The organism is Protofrankia sp. CiP1_Cm_nod2 (assembly GCF_920664355.1).
Lineage (GTDB): Bacteria > Actinomycetota > Actinomycetes > Frankiales > Frankiaceae > Protofrankia.
This window is the reverse complement of the sequence record NZ_CAKKTL010000015.1, coordinates 1-18,917: the sequence shown is the minus strand read 5'-3', so window position 1 is coordinate 18,917 and position 18,917 is coordinate 1. Positions and strand designations below refer to the sequence as shown.

The following is an 18,917-nucleotide window of genomic DNA, read 5'->3' as shown; positions in this document are numbered from 1 at the left end:
AAAAGATCCTGTACACGGCCTCGAATCGCCTATGGCTGTGGCTGATCCACTATGTGCTGGACGGTGATGGCGCGGGCGCGGTGTTGCGGGGTGACGGCGCGTGCGTTCTGTAGCCCCGGGCACGAGTGGACCTTCCATGGCGTGGGCATAGGTGCTATGGCGAGGCCGTGGTGGGCTCGACTCAAGCGGAGGTGGGAGCTGTGACGACCGCGGCGCAGATTTCGGGGCTTGACGCTGCCCCGACCAGGCATGCCGGGCTGCTTGCCTGGGTGCGTGAGATCGCCGAACTCACCCAGCCGGAGCGGATTTGGTGGTGTGACGGTTCTGACGCGGAGTACGCGGAACTGACCCGCCTGCTGGTCGACAAAGGCACGTTCGTCCCGCTGGACCCCGAGAAGCGGCCCGGCAGTTTCTACGCCGCTTCCGATCCCACCGACGTCGCCCGGGTCGAGGACCGCACCTTCATCTGCTCGCGGAATCCCGAGGACGCCGGGCCGACCAACAACTGGACCGACCCGGACGAGATGAAGGTGAAACTGCGGGGCCTGTTCGAGGGCAGCATGCGGGGGCGCACGATGTATGTCGTGCCGTTCTGCATGGGCCCGCTGGGCTCCCGTATTTCGGCGCTCGGAGTCCAGCTCACCGACTCGGCATATGTCGCCGTGTCGATGCGGACGATGACCCGTATGGGCGCGCCCGCCCTGGAGCAGCTGGGTGACGACGGTTTCTTCGTCCCGGCCGTGCATTCACTGGGTGCCCCGCTCGAGCCCGGTCAGGAGGACGTGCCATGGCCGTGCAACTCGACCAAGTACATCACGCATTTCCCGGAGACCCGGGAGATCTGGTCGTATGGTTCGGGCTACGGTGGTAACGCCCTGCTCGGCAAGAAGTGCTACGCTCTGCGTATCGCCTCGGTGATGGCCCGGGACGAGGGCTGGCTGGCCGAGCACATGCTCATTCTCAAGCTCACCTCGCCCGCCGGGAAGGTCCACTTCGTCGCGGCGGCGTTTCCGTCGGCCTGTGGCAAGACCAACCTGGCGATGCTCATTCCCACCCTGCCGGGCTGGAAAGCCGAGACCATCGGTGACGATATCGCCTGGATGCGTTTCGGGGAGGACGGCCGACTTTACGCGGTGAACCCGGAGGCCGGTTTCTTCGGGGTGGCGCCCGGCACGGGCGTGGAGACCAACCCCAACGCGATCGCGGCCCTGTGGGGCAACACGGTCTTCACCAACGTCGCCCGCACCGACGACGGCGACGTGTGGTGGGAGGGGCTGACAAAGGACAAGCCGGCCCATCTGACCGACTGGAAGGGCCGGGACTGGACGCCGGATTCCCCCGAGCCGGCCGCGCATCCCAACGCCCGTTTCACCGTGCCGGCGGGCCAGTGCCCGACGATCGCGCCGGAGTGGGAGGACCCGAAGGGCGTCCCGATCTCGGCGATCCTCTTCGGCGGGCGCCGGGCGACCGCGGTCCCGTTGGTGACCGAGGCGCCGACCTGGCAGCGCGGGGTGTTCTACGGGTCGATCGTCGCCTCGGAGACGACCGCGGCGCAGGCCGGCGCGATCGGCAAGCTGCGGCGTGACCCGTTCGCGATGCTGCCCTTCTGCGGCTACAACATGGCCGGCTACTTCGCGCACTGGCTGTCGATCGGACGCAGGACGGACCCGGCGAAGCTCCCGCGGATCTACTACGTCAACTGGTTCCGCAAGAGCGCGCAGGGCCGCTTCCTGTGGCCGGGCTTCGGGGAGAACAGCCGGGTGCTGGCCTGGATCATCGGCCGTCTCGAGGGCGAGGCCGACGGGGTGGAGACCCCGCTGGGCGTCCTGCCTGCCCCCGGAGCGCTGTCCACAGAGGGGCTCGACGTCCCGGCCGAGGACCTCGCCGAGCTGCTCACCCTCGACACCGAGCTGTGGAAGGAGGAGGCGGAGCTGATCCCCGAGCACTACCGGACCTTCGGCGACGCGCTTCCGGCCGAGCTGTGGTCCGAGCAGGAGGCCCTGGTCGAGCGCCTGAAGGGCTGAACGACGGGACACCTGGGCCGGCTGCTCCCCGCTCCGGGGCAGCGGCGGGTGTGACCACGGGGATCGGGCCGGCGTCCGGCATGTGCCAAGGGCGCCGGCCCGATCGTTGTCGTCGCGGCCTTGTCCGGTGCTCTGGCGTCCCTCCCGGGCCGGTGCGTCCCGACGCTGCCCATCCGACGCTGCCCATCCGACGCTGTCCACCTACCGCTGTCCGGCTGCGCCGGCCGTCCGTTTGTGGCCGTCTGTTTGCCGCTGTCTGTTTGTCGCCGTCTGTTTGCCGCGGCCGTGCCGTCTGCCGCCGGTGCGCCTGTTGCCGTCGTTCTGTCCGGCTGATCCGTCCTGCTGATCCGTCCTGCCGATCCGTCCTACGATTTGTCCGGCCGTTCTGCCCGGTTGATCTGTCCGGAGGTCCCGCGGCGTTCTGTCCGGGTCCTCTGGAAATGTCGTCGGCCGGTGCCGTGGCCGCCGGTTCTCCGGCCGGGGCGCGCTCTGTTCTCCGGTCGGGATGTACCGGCCAGGTAAACGCCGGGAAACGTCAGGATACGAACGCGGGGACACATAGTTGTCTGCTACGGCACGGTCCAGAGATCATGATCATGATTGTGGCTGGAGTACAAGCGATTTTCCATCGGCCATCACCATACGGTCGGTGACCGTTGCTGAGCGTGTTGTGCGAAGATGGTCGCGCTTTCGCGGCGGGGGAGCTAACGTGTGGCACTGGGTACGCCGGGTGGGTGTCGCACGACGATGATCCATCAGGCGGGACCAAGATGGCTCAAGTCGTGGTCCGGCACTGGGCCGGGCCATTCGGGAGGCCCCTCGGTGCCGCATTCGCGACAACGCCAGGAGGCCGGTGCCCGGCCTCCCGCGGGGGGCCCGGTCCCGGACTTCCTCCGAATAAGCGGGTGGGCGTGTGCCACGAACGCATGTCGTCGACACAAGCGTGCTCCTGTCTGATCCTGGCGCGCTGCTGCGGTTCGCGGAGCACAATGTGGTGCTTCCTCTGGTAGTCGTAGGAGAACTGGAAGGAAAGCGGAACCACCCCGAACTGGGCTGGTTCGCCCGCGAGGCCCTTCGCCTCCTCGACGACCTACGAATCCGCCACGGTCGACTGGATCAGCCACTGCCGTTGGACGACGGTGGAACGCTACGGGTCGAACTCAATCACACCGACCCGTCGGTGCTCCCACCGGGGTTCCGGGTGGATGACAATGACTCCCGCATTCTTGCCGTCGCGCTCAATCTCGCCAGGGAGGGCAACGACGTCGTCCTGGTCACCAAGGACCTGCCGCTGCGGGTGAAGGCGTCCGCGGTCGGCCTCGCCGCCGAGGAGTACCGGGCGCAGACGCCGGTGGACTCCGGCTGGAGCGGTATGGCGGAGCTCGCCGTCGCCCAGGACGACCTGGACCGGCTCTACGCCCGCGAGACCGTCGAGATCCCGGACGCTGCCGGGCTGCCGTGCCACACCGGGCTGGTGCTCACCGCCGCCGGCGGCAGCGCCTCCGCGCTGGGCCGGGTGACCGCGGACAAGAAGGTGCGCCTGGTCCGTGGCGACCGGGAGGCGTTCGGCCTGCACGGGCGGTCCGCGGAACAGCGGGTCGCGCTCGACCTGCTGCTCGACCCCGACGTCGGGATCATCTCCCTGGGCGGCCGGGCCGGCACCGGCAAGTCGGCGCTGGCGCTGTGCGCCGGCCTCGAAGCGGTGATGGAACGCCGGCTGCACCGGCGGGTCGTGGTGTTCCGGCCGCTGTACGCGGTCGGCGGCCAGGATCTCGGCTACCTCCCCGGCAGCGAGAACGAGAAGATGGCGCCCTGGGCACAGGCCGTCTTCGACACCCTCGGCGCACTGGTCTCCCAGGAGGTCATCGAGGAGATCGTCGACCGTGGCATGCTCGAGGTGCTGCCGCTGACGCACATCCGCGGCCGGTCGCTGCACGACGCGTTCGTCATCGTGGACGAGGCGCAGTCGCTGGAACGCGGCGTGCTGCTGACCGTGCTGTCGCGCCTGGGGCAGGGGTCACGGGTCGTGCTGACGCATGACGTCGCGCAGCGTGACAACCTGCGGGTGGGCCGGCACGACGGGGTCGCGTCCGTGATCGAGACCCTGAAGGGCCACCCGCTGTTCGCGCACGTCACGCTCACCCGCTCCGAACGGTCGCCGATCGCCGCGCTGGTCACCACCATGCTGGAGGACCTCGTCCTGTAAGGCTCGGCGGCCCCGTGGGCGGTCCCACCAGCACCTGCGGCCGCCGCTGGCGGTTCCTGCCAGCGGCGGCCGTTCCCGCGCGGTCTCCGCAGCCCTGCGGGAACCCGGCGGGCCTGCCATCGGCCGGCCGTTCGTCTACCGCGCCGCTGTCCGTCCGGCCCAGCCGGGCGGACCCGGGCTGGACGGGCACGGGCTGGACGGACACGGGCTGGACGAGCGCGGGAATCGGGCGGATCAGGGAACGTACCGGGCGTGGCAGGGGTTGACGTTTCAGGCCCTGTCGCCGAAGTGCCCACGGTGGCGTGGTCATGTTCTTGCCGTGTCACCGCGGGCCGGACAAGTCCCGGAGGTCGTGGAAGATGTTCTTCACCCGCCACAAGTCCACCCTGCCCACGGCCGAGCAGGCGCTGCCCGGCCGTGAGGTACCGGCCTTCGCCGTGCCCGAGCGGCACGCCGTCCTCGGCACACCGCTACAGGGGCCCTTCCCGGTGGGGCTGGCGACCGCCGTGTTCGGGCTCGGCTGCTTCTGGGGCGCGGAGCGGAAGTTCTGGCAGACCCCCGGGGTGTACTCGACCGCGGTCGGGTACGCGGGCGGGATCACGCCGAACCCGACGTACGAGGAGACCTGTTCGGGCCTGACCGGGCACACCGAGGTCGTCCAGGTGGTGTTCGACCCGGCCGTGGTGAGCTACGAGAACCTGCTGAAGGTCTTCTGGGAGGCGCACGACCCGACCCAGGGCATGCGCCAGGGCAACGACGTCGGCACCCAGTACCGCTCGGCGATCTACACCTTCTCGGACGAGCAGCTCGCCGCCGCGCGGGGCAGCCGGGACGCCTTCCAGACCGTCCTCGACACCGCCGGCCTCGGCCCGATCACCACCGAGATCGCCCCCGCCGGCCCGTTCTACTACGCGGAGGACTACCACCAGCAGTACCTGCACAAGGTCCCCAACGGCTATTGTGGCATTGGCGGCACAGGGCTTTCCTGCCCGGTCGGCGTAGCCCAGACCGACGCCGGCTGACCGCGGCCGGGATGGCCCCGGCAGCCGACTGGATGTCCGAGGGTATCCGGCGGTGTCTGTCTCACTCCGTTCCTGCGGTAGCCGCGGATCCACTACGTACGTGGGGAAGCTACCGCTCGAAGATGTCGTGGGTGCCGATGCGCAGCCAGATGACGTGCGGGCCGGGCTTGCCGGGGATCGGCTCGCCGTACGTCCACAGCGCCCGACCATCACGTGCCCACGTCATCTCGAACACCCCGGGCTCGGACTTGAAGCCCTTGACCCGCAACTTCGGGTGGAAGGAGCCCGAAGTCAGCCCTTTACGGAACAGCGCGACGGTACGCAGGAACGCGGCCCGCTGCGCCGGGGAGAGCCGATGGAACTCCGCGAGGAAGCGGGCAACCGGCTCGAAGGTGGGCACGGTCACGACAATAGGGCGAAAGGGGAGCGCCCTTTCGAGGGGTCAGCTTGCCTTCGAGTGTGGGTCCATGGACAGCTCGTGGAGGAGCGCGTCGAACGCGGCATCACTGGTACAGATGACCGATCGTCCTGCGGCAAGGTCCTCGCGCGCTTCGTCGATCGCCTGCTGGGTGGCGGGGTCCGGCTCGTCGACCCACTCGTGAGGCTCCGGGACGGCCACGCCGTAGATCTCCACATACACACTCTAACCCGGGTTGGACACCTGGTGGCGAACCCCGCGACGTCCTGAAGGCCGGCAACTCCACGTCAGGTACCCCAGGCCGACGCCGGCTGACGGCCGGGGTGACTCGGCGGCCGATGGGACGTTTCCAGGTATCCAGCGGTGTCCGTCCTACTCCGTTCCCGCCGTGGCCACGGACCCACGGTGTGCGCGGGGTTGCTACCGTTCGAAGATGCCGTGGGTGCCGATGCGCAGCCAGATGACGTGCGGACTGGGCTTACCGGGGATCTTCTTGAAGCTCTTGACACGGAGCCGGGGATGGAAGTGGCCTGCGACCACTCCCGCAATGAACAGCGGTAACGCCGCGCGGAAGGCGGTTTTCTCCTCCCGGCTGAGCCGGTCGTACTCGACCCGGAAGCGGCCGACCGACTGGAACGTGGGCATGAGGGGACGGTACCGACATTCTTTGCCGACATCCGGCAAGTGCGACCTTCCGGGCGCGTCGCCTCAGCTTGCGCGGGGGTGGGCCTCCAGCTCGTCAAGGAAGGACTCAAAGCCCTCGATGCCGTCGTGGATGACGAAGTCGCCGGCCTCGATGTCCGCGCGTGCTTCGTCGATCGCCTGCTGGGTAGCGGAGTCGGGTTTGTCCGCCCATTCGTACGGCTCGGGGTATGGCCAGGCGTTGGGTTGCGTCACTTCCCACCTCCCCTGGGTCAGGCTAGGCCTTTCGATGGCCACATCGAAGCGGCCTTCAAAGCATGCCCACACATGCGAGCACTGACAAGAACATCGGAGCGTGAGTTAAGACCATTGCCTCGCCCCTGCCTGCTGACGAATCTGCTCGCGGTCACCGTCGCTCGATGACGGAGTCAAGCCATGCGGCGGCGCGGGTCAGGGCGTCGTTGGGCTCCACGGGAGCGTCCAGGGAAGCGAGCAGTTCGTCGAAGAAGTCCGCCGGGACTCTCGTGATGAGTTCGTGCTCCCGGAGTACCTCCACGGCACGCTCCTCCGCGGCGGTTCGCGCGAAGTCCGACGCGGTCTGGTGTGTGAGGGACGCCACACGCTCGATCAGATGCTTGAGCTCGGGCCGCACTCGGAACTCGAATCGTCCTGACGTTGCCGAAGCAGCCATAATCCACATCCCTGTCTTGTCCGTACGAGTGTACGGACAGATGTACGGGGCAGAAAGCGGAGGCCGCCCGGAGCACGCCTGGAAGCGGGCGGCCTCGGCGGCACCGGCCTGTCCTGCCCGGTCGGCATAGCCCAGGCCGACGCCGGCTGGCCGGCCGAGCTCCGCCTGGCCGCCACCGCTACCATCACGATCTTCTTCTCCCGATCCGTCCAGTCGCAAAATGGAACTAACTGCCTGTTTCATCTCATATTGGCAGGTGGGGAGCGTGCCTTCTCCCCGTTTTGTACAATCCGGGGTATGGGTGAGATGCCGATCAGCGAGGCGCGGGACCATCTCGGTGAGATCGTGTCCAGGGCGGAGCACATCCACGAGAGGACTGTGCTCACCCGTCATGGTCGCGCGGTCGCCGCGGTCATTTCAATTGACGACCTGCGGGATCTGGAAAGAGCCGAGGACGAATCCGATCTCATCGCCGCCAGGGAGGCGCTCGCCTCCAGCGAGCCCCGGGTGCCGCATCGGGACGTGATGGCGGAGTTCGGCCTGCTCTGACACTGAAGTACGAGGTCGAGTGGACGACACGGGCCCTGCGTGGACTGCGCAAGCTGGACAGGGCCGCGGCTCGTCGAGTGCTGCTTGCGGTGACCCGGCTGTCGGACGATCCGCGCCCGGCCGGTGTGCGTGCGCTGGTCGGCGAGCCAGCGGGGACACTGCGTCTGCGGGTAGGGGATTACCGAATGGTCTACCTGGTGGACGATGGCCGCATCGTCGTGACGGTGGTCAGGGTGGGGCACCGCAGGGAGATCTACTGATCATGATCGTCGTGTCCTGGGCGGCGGATCAGGACGGACGGGTCCGGGAGCGGTCGGTTTGTGGGATGATCGTGGTGGCATTGTTCGCGAGGTGCCTCAGGTTGCCTGGGGTCTCGGGCGCGTGACCGGGTGACCGGTCGGGCGTGCCCGGGGCGGCCAGGTGGCCGGGGAGAATCGGGAAGCCGGTGTGAGTCCGGCACGGGCCCGCCGCGGTGATCGGGGAGCCGCCGCCCACGCGCACGGGCCGGGTCCGACAGGTGTCGGTCGATGTGGGTGTGTCGTCCGGATTTTTCTCCGGGGCCGCCCCCGCGATCGAGGATCCGTCGGACGCGGCCCGGGAGCAGCCACTGGACCGCGCGGTCCGGGAAGGCGGGCGGTCAGGTGCTGATCCGAGAGTCCGAAGACCGGCCTCGCATCCGTGCCATCCGCCGACGGGCGGGTGGCGGACAGCGGGAGCCTGCCATGCCAGTGGACCTGTACGGCGTGATCCATCAGCGACGGGACGTCCGCGCCCAGTTCACCGGGGCACCGATCCCGGACGGCGTCCTGGGCCGGGTGCTTGCCGCGGCGCACGCCGCCCCCAGCGTCGGGCTGAGCCAGCCGTGGGACTTCATCGTGGTCGAAAGCGAGCGGACCCGGCGTGCCTTTTACGAGCATGTCAGACGGGAACGCGCCGTCTTTGCCGCGGCCCTGACGGGCGAGCGGGCCGCCCGGTTCGCCCGGATCAAGATAGACGGCGTCCTGGAGTCCACGCTTTCCGTCGTGGTGACCTATGACGAGAGGCGTGGCGGGCCCGCCGTCCTGGGCCGGCATGCCATTGCCGACGCGGGGGTGTACTCGGTGTGCCTGGCGATCCAGAACCTGTGGCTGGCGGCCACCGCCGAGGGCCTCGGGTGCGGCTGGGTGTCGTTCTTCCGCGAGCGGGTCGTCCAGGACATGCTGGGTATTCCCGACGGTGTCCGGCCGGTCGCGTGGCTGTGCCTCGGCCCGGTCACGCATCACGAGCAGGTCCCTGACCTGGAAAGACATGGCTGGGCCCACCGCCGGCCGCTGGAGCGGGCGCTCCATCGTGAGACGTGGCGGTCCGCGTCCGACTGAAGATCGAATATAACTGAATGAATATTTCATGTAGCTATAAGTTGCCGTGTCGACATCCACGTCCGTGCCTACGCCCATGTTCTTGATGCGTCCGCGTTCTTGATGAAAGGTAGGGGGCTGTGGCTGACGTCCGTCGGATGAGGGAGCAGCCGGCCATCGGTCCCGGGGCCGCTGCGGTGGCACGGACCGGGTGGCCCGGCCAGATCGGCCGGCCTGGTCGGCCTGACTGCCCTGGCCAGCGCGAACGGACCGGACGGCGGGCGTCATGAGCGGCCGGCGTCGGGTGTACGTGGTGACCCAGCTCTCCCCGGCCGCGCCGTCGGCGGTGTTCGACCTCCTGGCGGACGGCGCGGGCTGGTCGCGGTGGGCGGGTCCGCTCATATCGCGATCGTGGTGGGAGCGGGAGGGCACACCCCAGCCGGGCGGCGTGGGGGCGGTGTGCCGGGTTGGCCGGCCGCCGCTGCTCCTCCGTGAAGAGATCGTCGAGTACCTTCCGGCCCGCCGGCACGCCTACCGGATCCGCTCGGCTCTGCTACCGATACGCGACTATCTGGCGACGGTGGACCTGGCGCCGGTGGGCGGCGGTACCGAGATCGTCTGGCAGGGCAGCTTCGTCCCGCTCATCCCGGGGACGGGAGCGGTACTTGCCGGCGCCCTGAAGTTCTTCATCGGCAGGCTGGCCCGCCGCCTGGCCAGGGCCGCGGCCACCGGCCCGCGTCCGGGCCCGGCGGCCACGCCGCCGGCCACATAGGCATGGCCGGCCCTGCCCCGGTGCTGGCAGGTATGGCCCGCCGCCGGGCGGCCGGCGGCGTGCCGGTGTCGACGCCGCCATACCGGGTAGGGCCGCCTGAACGGGCCGTTGACGCGGCCAGCCCCGTGTATCGGTTCGTCCTCGAGAATGATCTGGAGGGGATCATGGCCGTGAGACTGAGCCGCCGTTCCTATGAGCATGCCAGGAAACTGATCGAGAACGGTGCCGTGGTACTCGACGAACGAGACGGCTGGGGCGAGCACCAGCCCTCGACGCGGCAGGAGAACGAGTTCATCGCCGAACACGGTTTCAGCGAATACCGGAAATGGTATCTCGGCATTTCCGAGGACGACGACGAGGACGACAGGAAACGGTACCGGTTCCCGTACGGCGACTTCAGCAGGGTGCACCGTTGCGGCGTTCTCGCGGCCGAGTCACGGGCCGGCCGGTACAAGTACTTCGACATCGAGTGGGCGGTAGCTCATCTGCACGGGATGCTGGACGCGCTGATGAGCACGAAATAGCATCCGGGCACCGGACGGAATTCGGGTACAAAATTTCGGGTACGGCTGCGGGGCCCGGGCCGGCCGGTCGGATGCCGGCGGGTGCCCGACGGCCGCGCCGCGGTACGGGCGGTGGTGGGTCACCGGCCGTACCGGGCATCGGCATCGCGCGGCCATCGGGCTGGCGGGCCGTTGGGCCTGAAAAGCCGGTCCGGCTCGTTTCCGCCGGCCCGTTCACCGCGCTGCCGGCTGCGCTGCCGGCAGCCGGCCCACCGCTTCGTCCACTGCTTTCTACTGCTTCTGGAAGGTCAGTACCGTGCCGTTGGCCGTGCCGATCCCGGCCGTTCCGATGGTCCCTTTCAGGCCGTGCCCCTCGAAGGCGATCGAAGCCGCCAGGCCGGCTATCTGGTTGTCACTGGTGATCGTGTAGCCGGCGGCCGGCAGCGCCTGGCGGTAGAAGGCCGCCACCGCGTTGTCGGAGACACCGCTCAGGGTGAGCACGGACTCGTTGTTCCTGGACGTACCGGCCCCCACCTCGGCACCTGGCGGGATCGGGAAGTCCGCGGGGACGTTCGCGGCCTTCAGCGCGTCTCTGCCCGTGGCCACCTGCCCGCCGCCCGGCAGCGACGCCGAAATGGACGGCAGGGCCGTCGGCAGGCCCGTGGGCAGCGATGTCGGCAGCCCTCCCGGCAGGCTCACCGACCCGCTCGGCCCGGCCGGCCCGGGCGTTCCGCCCGGGCTCGTCGGTTCGTCGCAGGCGCCGAGCAGCAGTACCGCCAGGCCGCAGCCCACGGCTGCCACCGCCATCCGATGCCGCGTGGTGCCGGCGTGGCCACCGGAACCTCCGGAAGCACCCAATCTGATCTCCCCCTTCACACACCCCGGGCATGGCACGCGTCCTGTTCGCCGGCCCCGCCCGTCGGTGTCCGCCCCGCCCGCGTGGAGACGGTCTCCAGCGGTTGGTGCCGGTCGAGGTGGGCTGGTGCCGGTCGTCACACGATAGGCATCACATGCCGACACGTCGGCGCGGCTGTCGGCAGCCTGTCAGCGCGGCCGGGGGAACCGCTGGTGGCGACCGGCCGGGCGGGGGTGATTGTGTCGTTTTGGCGACTGTGTCCGGCTTGTTCGCCCGTCTGACAGCCGAGTGACCGGCCGGCGCGTCGAGCGGAAAGTGCATGCCACGAACGGGATCCGGCTTCCGAGCGTGCCGGTCGGGCGCCGCGGAGTACGCCGTGGGCCTGTTCGGGACGGCGGCGCCCGACCCGCCCCCGTGCGCCAGAAATCTTCTTCTGGAGGTACTGTCATGTCCCGTGGCAGTGAGCAACAATGCGGTCGCCGGAGTAGTTCTTCGCTATCTCGAGGACAATCCTGGCGAGATCGAGAACCTGAGTCCGCTGGTGCTGGCCCTGATAGAGGGGGCGGACCCGGTGACGGATCCCGCCACCATGCCCGCGCACGTCACCTGGGGCGCGGTCGCGGTCACCACGGACTGGCGGGTGCTGCATGTTCGCCGCCTGGGCTCGGCGGGCTGGCTGCTTCCCGCCGGGCATGTCGACGCGGCCGACCAGTCCTTGTTGGGCGCGGCGCTGCGCGGGCTCGCCGCGGGAGCCGGAATAGCGGCTAATTCTGTGATTCCGGACACTGTTCATCCGATTGATATCGACGTGCGAGTCGCGCCCACCGACCCGGTCCGGGAAGAGCCCTCGCACGTGCATTACGACGTTCGTTTCGTGCTGTATGTCCCGGACGAGACGGTGCGGCCGCGTTCCGCGGGGACGGTCGACCATCGCTGGATCCCGGTGTGGGACCTGTTCGGCGCGCTGGGTGACAAGCTTCGTGCCCGCTGCGCCCGCGACGCTCGGGCGGAGCGGGTCCAGCCCGCCTGACGGCCCGCCCGGAAGCGGCGTGATCACGCTCCTCCCGCGCCTGCCGTCCCCGCCTGGTCCCGCGGTTGCTCCCGGCCCCGAGGGGACGCGAGCGGAGCGGCCGGGAGCCAGGCCGGAAGCCAGGCCGGGAGCCAGGGCCGCAGGTCAGGACCACTGGTCGGGGACCATGGCCAGCAGTGCCTACCGGATGTCCCGCTCCATCGTCTGACAGTGGTGTCGAGGGCCGGTCCGGGCCCGTTTCCGGGCAGTCGGGCGCCCGCGGCCCGTGCGGCCGGTCCCGGCATCCTTTACGGCGTCCGCCATGGCTGCTTTTTCCCGCGGAAATGCCGTGCGACAGGAGTCTTCCCGGCGTCCGACGCCGATCCGCGCGGTAGCGAAGAAAAAGGAAAGTGACGATGCGGCGACGTTCTGCCGCGGGTATACATCGGATGTGGCCATGCGGCACCACACAACCATCGCAATGCGGCATCGCGCGCCGCCGCGCACCGTTTCGAAAAACGCGGTCTGGCGGCCGACGAGGGGATTTTCGGGACCAGTGGAATCCGTCGACGAGCCAGCGCGGGCACCGGTCTCGCGACGTGCCGGCGCGGTACTGGTCGCGGCTGTCGTGGTAAATGCCCTCGTGCTGGCCCCGGTCGTCGGATCCGTGCGTTTCACCGGTGCCGGCGGATCCGCGCCGAATGTTTACGCGCCGGATATGCCCACGGAGCCACCAGCGCTCCGGTTGCCGCCCGCCGGTACCGTCACCCCGTCGCCGCGGCTCGTTCCCGAAACCGTGCCGAAGGCGCCGTCCCTGTCCGGGCTCGACCTGTCCGAGCGGTTCCGAGGATATCTCGAAGAGCGCCCCGGGCAGGTCGGTGTGGCGGTGTACGACGCGCTCACCGGCCGGACCATCACCGTCGACGACCCGACGGTGTCGGGTTTCGAGACGGCCAGCACGGTGAAACTGTCGATACTGCTGGGCATTCTGGAACGCGCCGGGCCGTCCGGACGTCTCGGCGCGGGCGAGCTGCGCAGCGCCAGGGCGATGATCGGCGTAAGTGACAACGCGGCCGCGAGCCGGTTGTGGCGCTCGCTCGGCGGTGCGGCGCCAATGGACGCCATGTTCCGCCGACTGGGGATGACCAGGACGAAAGCGGGCGGTGGTGGACGCTGGGGGCTCACCCTGACCAGCGCCGTCGACCAGCTCGCGGTGCTGCGCACGCTGGCCTATCCGGGCGGCGTACTGGGCGATCAGGCCCGGGCCACCGCGACGAGCCTGCTCGCCGGTGTGGTGCCCGCCCAGCGGTGGGGCCTGCCCGGCGGGGTGCCCGCGGGCGTCGCCGTGGAGGTGAAGAACGGCTGGCTGCCCCGTGACAGTGGCTGGGTGATCGCCAGCCTCGGGCATGTCCACGGGGGCGGGCGGGACTACGTGATGGCGGTCTACAGCCGCGGCAACCCGTCGATGCGGGCCGGCATCGACACGGTCGAGGGACTGTCCCGGATCGCCTGGGACGCCGCCGTGGCGCCGGTGGCGGTAGCGGCCCGCATCCGCTGAAGCCGCCCCGCCGCGCCGGGGCGTGCCTGACGCCTCCGCCGTCCGGTCACGGTGGCGGTCCGGCCGTCCGGGCGCGCCGGACGGGCCATGGGGTGGTGGTCCGGCCTGGACCGGGTACGTCTGGGCAGGCCATGGCGAACGGTGCCGGGACAGACAGGCTGTGGTAAATGGAACTGTCACCGGGGACGTCAGGCCGAGGGGGAGCAGTCGTGGATGCTGTGAAGACCGTTACGGTCCGTTTCGACGACGTCGGCCCGCACCCCGTGGCCGACATCGTCGGGTCACTGTCGACGATCAAGAGTGAAGGACGGCACCTGTGGCTCGGCGGGGACGAGACGGCGACGGTCGAACGGGTGACCCTGAGCGCGGCCGGGGACGCCTATGACGGCCACGTCTCCTTCCCGGTCGGTGACTTCCTGCCGCTGCCGGTGGGGCCGGACGCGGACGGCGTCATCCCCGAGATCGACATCGAGGGCTTCGACCGGCATGGCGGCTACCTGTGGTTCGTCGGCTCGCACAGCCTGACGCGCAAGCGGGTCAAGCCGCACCACGCGACCGAGACCGCGCTGCGCGCCCTGGCGAGGATCCGCAAGAACGCGAACCGGCATCTGCTCGGCCGCATCCCGGTCGTCACCCGGGACGGGCTGCCCACCCTGGTGAGCACCGCCGCCGCTCCGGACGGCGCCGGTGGGCAGCTGACCGCCGCCGCGCTGGGGCTGCGCAAGCAGACCCGGGTCACCACGGTGCTGAAGAACGACGAGCACCTCGGCCCGTTCCTGGCGATCCCGAGCAAGGACAACGGGTTCGACGTCGAGGGGCTGGCCGTCGTCGGCGAGCGGGTCTACCTGGGCCTGCGCGGGCCGGTGCTGCGCGGCTGGGCGGTGGTCGTCGAACTGCGCCCCACCGAGGGGGACGGCCAGGACCTCGGGCTGCGGCCGCTGGAGGGCGGCCTGCCCTACCGGAAGCACTTCCTGAACCTCGACGGCCTGGGCGTGCGCGACCTGCTCGTCCAGGGGGACGACCTGCTCGTGCTCGCCGGCCCGACGATGGACCTCGACGGCCCGGTCCGGGTCTACCGGTGGCGTGACGCGGTCAGGGCGCGGACGAGCGTGGTCGTCGACGACGACGCGCTCGTCCGTGTGCTGGACCTGCCGTTCGGGCAGGGCGACGACCACGCCGAGGGGATCGCCCTGGCCCCGGACGACCCCTCGTCGATCCTGGTCGTCCATGACAGCCCGGCGGCACACCGCCGGCCCGCTCCCGGCGTGATCCTGGTCGACGTCTTCCGGCTGCCCTGACCGCCGTCGCCCGACAGCCCTGGGCCGGACGGACGTCAGCTGCTGAAGCGGGCGACGGCACGCATCTTGTTCATCGCGTCCAGCGCCGCCACCTTGTAGGACTCGGCGAGCGTCGGATAGTTGAACACGGCGTCCACCAGGTAGTCGATCGTCCCGTCGCAGCCCATCACGGTCTGGCCGATGTGGACGAGTTCGGTGGCCCCGGTGCCGAAGACGTGGACGCCGAGCAGCTTGCGGTCGGTCGAGCTCACGAGCAGCTTCAGCATGCCGTAGGAGTCCCCGACGATCTGGCCGCGGGCGAGCTCGCGGTAGCGGGCCACGCCGACCTCGAACGGCACGGCCCGTTCGGTGAGCTCGTCCTCGGTGCTGCCGACGTAGGAGATCTCGGGGATGGTGTAGATGCCGATCGGCATCAGCTCGTGGCGCATCACGTGGACGGCCTCGCCGCAGGCCGCGTAGGCGGCGAGCCGGCCCTGCTCCATGGAGGTCGCGGCCAGCGCCGGGAAGCCGATGACGTCGCCGACGGCGTAGATGTGCTCGACCTCGGTCCGGAAGTCCGAACCGACCTTGATGCGGCCCCGGTTGTCGGCGCTCAGGCCCGCGTTGGAGAGGTTGAGCGCGGTGGTGAGCCCCTGGCGCCCGGCCGAGTACATCACGGTGTCGGCGGGGATCTTCTTGCCGCTTTCCAGCAGCGTCAGGGTGCCGCTGTGGTGACGTTCGACGGACACGACCGACTCGCGGAACCTGAACGTGACGGCCAGGTCCCGCAGGTGGTACTTGAGGGCCTCGACGATCTCCACGTCGCAGAAGTCGAGCATCCGGTCACGGCGCTCCACGACAGTCACCTTGGTGCCGAGCGCGGCGAACACGGACGCGTACTCGATGCCGATCACACCGGCGCCCACGACGACCATCGAGCCGGGGATCTTGTCCAGCGCCAGGATCTGGTCGCTGTCGACCACGGTACGGCCGTCGAAGTCGACCGTGTCCGGCCGGGCCGGCCGGGTGCCGGTGGCGATGATGATTTTCTCCGCCCTGACCCGGCGCTCGTCGGTCTGGTCGCTGCCGATGATGCTGATGGTGTGCGGGTCGACGAAGCTCGCCGTTCCGATGAGCAAGGCCACCCGATTACGGCTGAGCTGGCTGCGAATGACGTCGATCTCACGTCCGATGACGTGCTGGGTGCGCGAGGACAGGTCCGAGACGGTTATGTCGTCCTTCAGCCGGTAGCTCTGCCCGTACATCTCCCGCTGGGTCATACCGGTGAGGTAGAGCACGGCTTCGCGCAGCGTCTTCGACGGGATCGTGCCGGTGTTGATGCAGACCCCGCCGACCATGTCACGACGATCGACGATCGCGACGCGGCGGCCCAGCTTGGCGGCGGCGATAGCCGATTTCTGCCCGCCCGGGCCCGACCCGATGACGAGGAGGTCGTAGTCGTACATCGTTTGTCACCTCCTCAGCTGAAAACTCCCGCTATTGATTAGTGGGAGAATAACCGGACAGGACGGCACGGGACGTCCGGAACGTCAGGTTGTTACTGCCCCTTCTGTCGGGACCTCCGTACCTTCCCGCCGGCCATCCGGTCCGGGGCGGGCCGATCTCGCAGGTCCACGCGGTGACGGCCACCTCTGGCGGCCACCTCTGGCGGCCGGCGCGGCCGCCCGGGGACGCGCGGAAAAATCTTCGAGCTCCCCGTAACCTCCGCCGCGGTGTCTCGTTGAACACGGGTGCGGGGGTCGTGGGGGCTTGCTGGGGGGTCTTCCACGGCTCCCCGCCGCTTGTTCGGCGCAGGCGGCGGGGCGCGACCGCACAGCCGCACAGCCGCACAGCCGCACAGCCGCACAGCCGCACAGCCGCACAGCCCGGTGATCTCGTCCCGGCGGCGTCCGGCAGGGATGATCATACTTTCCCTGGCCCACCGGTGCCCCACGGATCCGGCCCGGCCGGCGGTGTGGAAGAACACGATCACACCGCCGGCCGGGCCGGGCGCGGCTTACGGGTGGGTCATCGAGCTTACGGGTGGGTCATCGACAGGACGTCCAGCGCGGCGTCCAGCTGCTCCTCGGTGAGCCTGCCCGCGGCCACGTAGCCGCGTTCGAGGACGACCTCGCGGATCGTCTTCTCCTCGGCCAGGGACTGCTTGGCGACCTTGGCTGCCTCCTCGTAGCCGATGTAACGGTTCAGCGGCGTCACGATGGACGGCGAGGACTCCGCGAACCGCCGGCAGCGCTCGACGTCCGCGACGATGCCGTCCACGCAGCGGTCGGCGAACAGCCGGCTGATGGTGGACAGGATGTGGATCGACTCCAGCAGGTTGCGGGCGATCACCGGCAGCATCACGTTCAGCTCGAAGTTGCCCGCGGAGCCGCCGAAGGCCACGGCCGCGTCGTTGCCGACCACCTGCGCGACAACCTGGCAGACGGCCTCGGGGATCACCGGGTTGACCTTGCCCGGCATGATCGACGACCCCGGCTGCAGGTCGGGCAGGCGGATCTCGCCGAGCCCGGCACGCGGGCCCGACGACGCCCAGCGCAGGTCGTTGGAAATCTTGTACAGCGACAGCGCGACCACCCGCAGCACCCCGGAGGCCTCGACCAGGCCGTCCCGGGACGCCTGCGCCTCGAAGTGGTCGCGGGCCTCGGACAGCGGCAGGCCGGTGGACGCCACCAGCTGCTCGATGACGGCGGCGGCGAAGCCGGGCGGGGTGTTGATACCGGTGCCGACGGCGGTCCCGCCCAGCGGGAGCTCGCCGATGCGCGGCAGGGCCGCCTGTAGCCGCTCCACCCCGTAGCGGACCGCCGCCGCGTAGCCACCGAACTCCTGGCCGAGGGTCACCGGCGTGGCGTCCATCAGGTGGGTGCGCCCCGACTTCACGACCTCGCGGAACTCGACGCTCTTGCGCCCGAGGGCGGCGGCCAGGTGCTCGAGGGCGGGGATCAGGTCCTGGACGATCGCCTGCGTCGCCGCGACGTGGATCGACGACGGGAACACGTCGTTGGACGACTGGGACGCGTTGACGTGGTCGTTCGGGTGCACCGGCCGGCCCAGCCGCTCGGTGGCGAGGGTTGCCAGCACCTCGTTGGTGTTCATGTTGGACGACGTCCCGCTGCCGGTCTGGAACACGTCGATCGGGAAGTGGTCGTCCCAGGCGCCCTCGGCGACCTCCTGGGCGGCTTCGGAGATCGCGGCGGCGATCTCCGCGTCGAGGACGCCGAGCTTGGCGTTGACGGTCGCCGCCGCCGCCTTGATCCGTGCCAGGGCGGCGATGTGGGCCCGGGAGATCCGCTGGCCCGACACCGGGAAGTTCTCGACCGCACGCTGGGTCTGTGCCCGCCACCTGGCCGTGGCCGGCACGCGCACCTCACCCATGGAGTCGTGCTCGATGCGGTAGTCCTGCTCGCTCATATGCTCCCGCTCCCGCCGGTCGTCACCTGCTCGACATCTATCTATCTACCGTCCAGGAGGTTAGGCGCAACGTGCGATGGGGGTCCGGTACCGGGCGGTACGTACCCTCCGGCGGGGGCTTCCGGGTTCCCGGTGACCCGGCCGTGGGCGGCCGTCGCCACCGTAGTCGACACCGGTATTCGGCGCGGGACACGCCGTCGCGCCCGGCCGGATGCGAAGAAATTATTGACCGATTCATACGGGTTGCATTGTCCGGAAGCTGTCCGCCGGCCGCGGCCCGGCATTTGCCGTGTCCGGCGCCGTCGGTGCTAGTGTCGCCAGCGGGCGGAATAAATAGTTACGCGGTAGCGACTGCGGTCGGCCGCACGGATATCTGAGATGGCGGCGGTCGTGCGTTTCGGTCCGGGTTTTCCGCTGGTGTGTTCGGTCGCCCTGGCCGCCGTGTGCGCCGTCAGTTCCTGCGGATCCGCCGCGCTGCCGGTACCGAACGGTTCTCCGCCCGCTTTTCCGCGGGTGCCGGACGTGGCCGGCCCGGGCCTGCCAGCGGTGGTGCGCACACCGTCGGCGCCGCCGGCCGTCCCCGCCGACGGCCCGGCGCCGCTCGCCCGGCGCATGGCCCTCGCC

The 18,917-nt window shown here is 69.7% G+C and carries 19 protein-coding genes, 1 pseudogene and 1 riboswitch; of the genes and pseudogenes, 12 read left to right on the top strand and 8 right to left on the bottom strand.

Features of this window, described 5'->3' with window-relative positions; genetic code table 11:
- Positions 1-200 precede the first annotated feature (200 nt).
- From NBW84_RS03030 to msrA, 3 genes are all read left to right on the top strand, one after another.
- A complete protein-coding gene (locus NBW84_RS03030) occupies positions 201-2,024 on the top strand; it encodes a phosphoenolpyruvate carboxykinase (GTP) (RefSeq protein WP_250281478.1) in 1,824 nt (607 codons plus the stop codon).
- Between the two features lie 913 nt (positions 2,025-2,937).
- Entirely contained in the window at positions 2,938-4,230 is a 1,293-nt protein-coding gene (locus NBW84_RS03025; RefSeq protein WP_445548247.1) for a PhoH family protein, read from the top strand.
- Between the two features lie 359 nt (positions 4,231-4,589).
- The gene (msrA, locus tag NBW84_RS03020; RefSeq protein ID WP_250281512.1) at positions 4,590-5,252 is read left to right on the top strand and encodes a peptide-methionine (S)-S-oxide reductase MsrA; all 663 of its coding nucleotides are present in this window, start codon (positions 4,590-4,592) and stop codon (positions 5,250-5,252) included.
- A gap of 109 nt (positions 5,253-5,361) precedes the next feature.
- On the opposite strand, the gene NBW84_RS03015 is transcribed toward msrA, so the two are convergent.
- From NBW84_RS03015 to NBW84_RS02995, 5 genes are all read right to left on the bottom strand, one after another.
- Positions 5,362-5,652, bottom strand: coding sequence for a hypothetical protein (locus NBW84_RS03015; RefSeq protein ID WP_250281473.1), 291 nt, complete (start codon positions 5,650-5,652; stop codon positions 5,362-5,364).
- Positions 5,653-5,694: 42 nt separating this feature from the next.
- Positions 5,695-5,886 (bottom strand): hypothetical protein, encoded by a 192-nt coding sequence (locus NBW84_RS03010; RefSeq protein ID WP_250281471.1) that lies wholly within the window; start codon positions 5,884-5,886, stop codon positions 5,695-5,697.
- 204 nt (positions 5,887-6,090) lie between these two features.
- On the bottom strand, positions 6,091-6,315 hold the full coding sequence (locus NBW84_RS03005) for a hypothetical protein (RefSeq protein ID WP_250281469.1): 225 nt from the start codon (positions 6,313-6,315) through the stop codon (positions 6,091-6,093).
- A 63-nt stretch (positions 6,316-6,378) separates the two neighbouring features.
- Positions 6,379-6,567 carry a hypothetical protein gene (locus NBW84_RS03000; RefSeq protein ID WP_250281467.1) on the bottom strand — a complete coding sequence of 63 codons (189 nt, stop codon included), beginning with the start codon at positions 6,565-6,567 and terminating at the stop codon, positions 6,379-6,381.
- A 151-nt stretch (positions 6,568-6,718) separates the two neighbouring features.
- Complete coding sequence (locus NBW84_RS02995; RefSeq protein WP_250281466.1) at positions 6,719-7,003, bottom strand: type II toxin-antitoxin system TacA family antitoxin; 285 nt, start codon at positions 7,001-7,003, stop codon at positions 6,719-6,721.
- 297 nt (positions 7,004-7,300) lie between these two features.
- Between NBW84_RS02995 and NBW84_RS02990 the strand changes: the two genes are divergently transcribed.
- The 5 genes from NBW84_RS02990 (at position 7,301) to NBW84_RS02970 (ending at position 10,185) form a co-directional block, all read left to right on the top strand.
- Positions 7,301-7,552, top strand: coding sequence for a type II toxin-antitoxin system Phd/YefM family antitoxin (locus NBW84_RS02990; RefSeq protein ID WP_250281464.1), 252 nt, complete (start codon positions 7,301-7,303; stop codon positions 7,550-7,552).
- Positions 7,462-7,812, top strand: a complete 351-nt coding sequence (locus NBW84_RS24045) for a type II toxin-antitoxin system RelE family toxin (protein ID WP_445548616.1) — start codon at positions 7,462-7,464, stop codon at positions 7,810-7,812. The genes NBW84_RS02990 and NBW84_RS24045 overlap by 91 nt, the downstream gene beginning before the upstream one ends.
- Positions 7,813-7,953: 141 nt before the next feature.
- Positions 7,954-8,239: riboswitch (cobalamin riboswitch) on the top strand.
- Between the two features lie 41 nt (positions 8,240-8,280).
- The gene (gene bluB, locus NBW84_RS02980; protein WP_445548250.1) at positions 8,281-8,910 is read left to right on the top strand and encodes a 5,6-dimethylbenzimidazole synthase; all 630 of its coding nucleotides are present in this window, start codon (positions 8,281-8,283) and stop codon (positions 8,908-8,910) included.
- 265 nt (positions 8,911-9,175) lie between these two features.
- The gene (locus NBW84_RS02975; RefSeq protein ID WP_250281459.1) at positions 9,176-9,661 is read left to right on the top strand and encodes an SRPBCC family protein; all 486 of its coding nucleotides are present in this window, start codon (positions 9,176-9,178) and stop codon (positions 9,659-9,661) included.
- Between the two features lie 164 nt (positions 9,662-9,825).
- Entirely contained in the window at positions 9,826-10,185 is a 360-nt protein-coding gene (locus tag NBW84_RS02970) for a hypothetical protein (RefSeq protein WP_250281457.1), read from the top strand.
- Positions 10,186-10,455: 270 nt separating this feature from the next.
- Here NBW84_RS02970 and NBW84_RS02965 read toward each other — a convergent pair whose 3' ends face one another.
- Positions 10,456-10,971 (bottom strand): hypothetical protein, encoded by a 516-nt coding sequence (locus tag NBW84_RS02965; protein ID WP_445548615.1) that lies wholly within the window; start codon positions 10,969-10,971, stop codon positions 10,456-10,458.
- Between the two features lie 503 nt (positions 10,972-11,474).
- On the opposite strand from NBW84_RS02965, the gene NBW84_RS02960 reads away from it, so the two are divergent.
- From NBW84_RS02960 to NBW84_RS02950, 3 genes are all read left to right on the top strand, one after another.
- A complete protein-coding gene (locus NBW84_RS02960) occupies positions 11,475-12,050 on the top strand; it encodes an NUDIX domain-containing protein (protein WP_250281453.1) in 576 nt (191 codons plus the stop codon).
- A 535-nt stretch (positions 12,051-12,585) separates the two neighbouring features.
- The gene (locus NBW84_RS02955) at positions 12,586-13,587 is read left to right on the top strand and encodes a serine hydrolase (protein ID WP_250281452.1); all 1,002 of its coding nucleotides are present in this window, start codon (positions 12,586-12,588) and stop codon (positions 13,585-13,587) included.
- Between the two features lie 209 nt (positions 13,588-13,796).
- The gene (locus NBW84_RS02950) at positions 13,797-14,885 is read left to right on the top strand and encodes a DUF3616 domain-containing protein (RefSeq protein ID WP_250281451.1); all 1,089 of its coding nucleotides are present in this window, start codon (positions 13,797-13,799) and stop codon (positions 14,883-14,885) included.
- A 35-nt stretch (positions 14,886-14,920) separates the two neighbouring features.
- Here the strand turns inward: NBW84_RS02950 and sthA are convergent, their stop codons facing one another.
- Both sthA and NBW84_RS02940 read right to left on the bottom strand, forming a co-directional pair.
- Positions 14,921-16,330: a Si-specific NAD(P)(+) transhydrogenase gene (sthA, locus tag NBW84_RS02945; protein WP_250281449.1), complete on the bottom strand. Its 1,410-nt coding sequence runs from the start codon at positions 16,328-16,330 to the stop codon at positions 14,921-14,923.
- Between the two features lie 571 nt (positions 16,331-16,901).
- Complete coding sequence (locus tag NBW84_RS02940) at positions 16,902-18,293, bottom strand: class II fumarate hydratase (RefSeq protein ID WP_250281448.1); 1,392 nt, start codon at positions 18,291-18,293, stop codon at positions 16,902-16,904.
- A 378-nt stretch (positions 18,294-18,671) separates the two neighbouring features.
- Here NBW84_RS02940 and NBW84_RS02935 point away from each other — a divergent pair.
- Positions 18,672-18,917 (top strand): annotated as a pseudogene (locus NBW84_RS02935) (hypothetical protein); the annotation flags it as partial.

Coding starts and splice junctions, on each gene's coding strand:
- NBW84_RS03005 (WP_250281469.1), bottom strand. CDS start 6,315: ATGCCCACGTTCCAGTCGGTCGGCCGCTTCCGGGTCGAGTACGACCGG.
- NBW84_RS02995 (WP_250281466.1), bottom strand. CDS start 7,003: ATGGCTGCTTCGGCAACGTCAGGACGATTCGAGTTCCGAGTGCGGCCC.
- NBW84_RS02965 (WP_445548615.1), bottom strand. CDS start 10,971: ATGGCGGTGGCAGCCGTGGGCTGCGGCCTGGCGGTACTGCTGCTCGGC.
- msrA (WP_250281512.1), top strand. CDS start 4,590: ATGTTCTTCACCCGCCACAAGTCCACCCTGCCCACGGCCGAGCAGGCG.
- NBW84_RS02940 (WP_250281448.1), bottom strand. CDS start 18,293: ATGAGCGAGCAGGACTACCGCATCGAGCACGACTCCATGGGTGAGGTG.
- NBW84_RS02975 (WP_250281459.1), top strand. CDS start 9,176: ATGAGCGGCCGGCGTCGGGTGTACGTGGTGACCCAGCTCTCCCCGGCC.
- NBW84_RS02970 (WP_250281457.1), top strand. CDS start 9,826: ATGGCCGTGAGACTGAGCCGCCGTTCCTATGAGCATGCCAGGAAACTG.
- sthA (WP_250281449.1), bottom strand. CDS start 16,330: ATGTACGACTACGACCTCCTCGTCATCGGGTCGGGCCCGGGCGGGCAG.
- NBW84_RS02990 (WP_250281464.1), top strand. CDS start 7,301: ATGGGTGAGATGCCGATCAGCGAGGCGCGGGACCATCTCGGTGAGATC.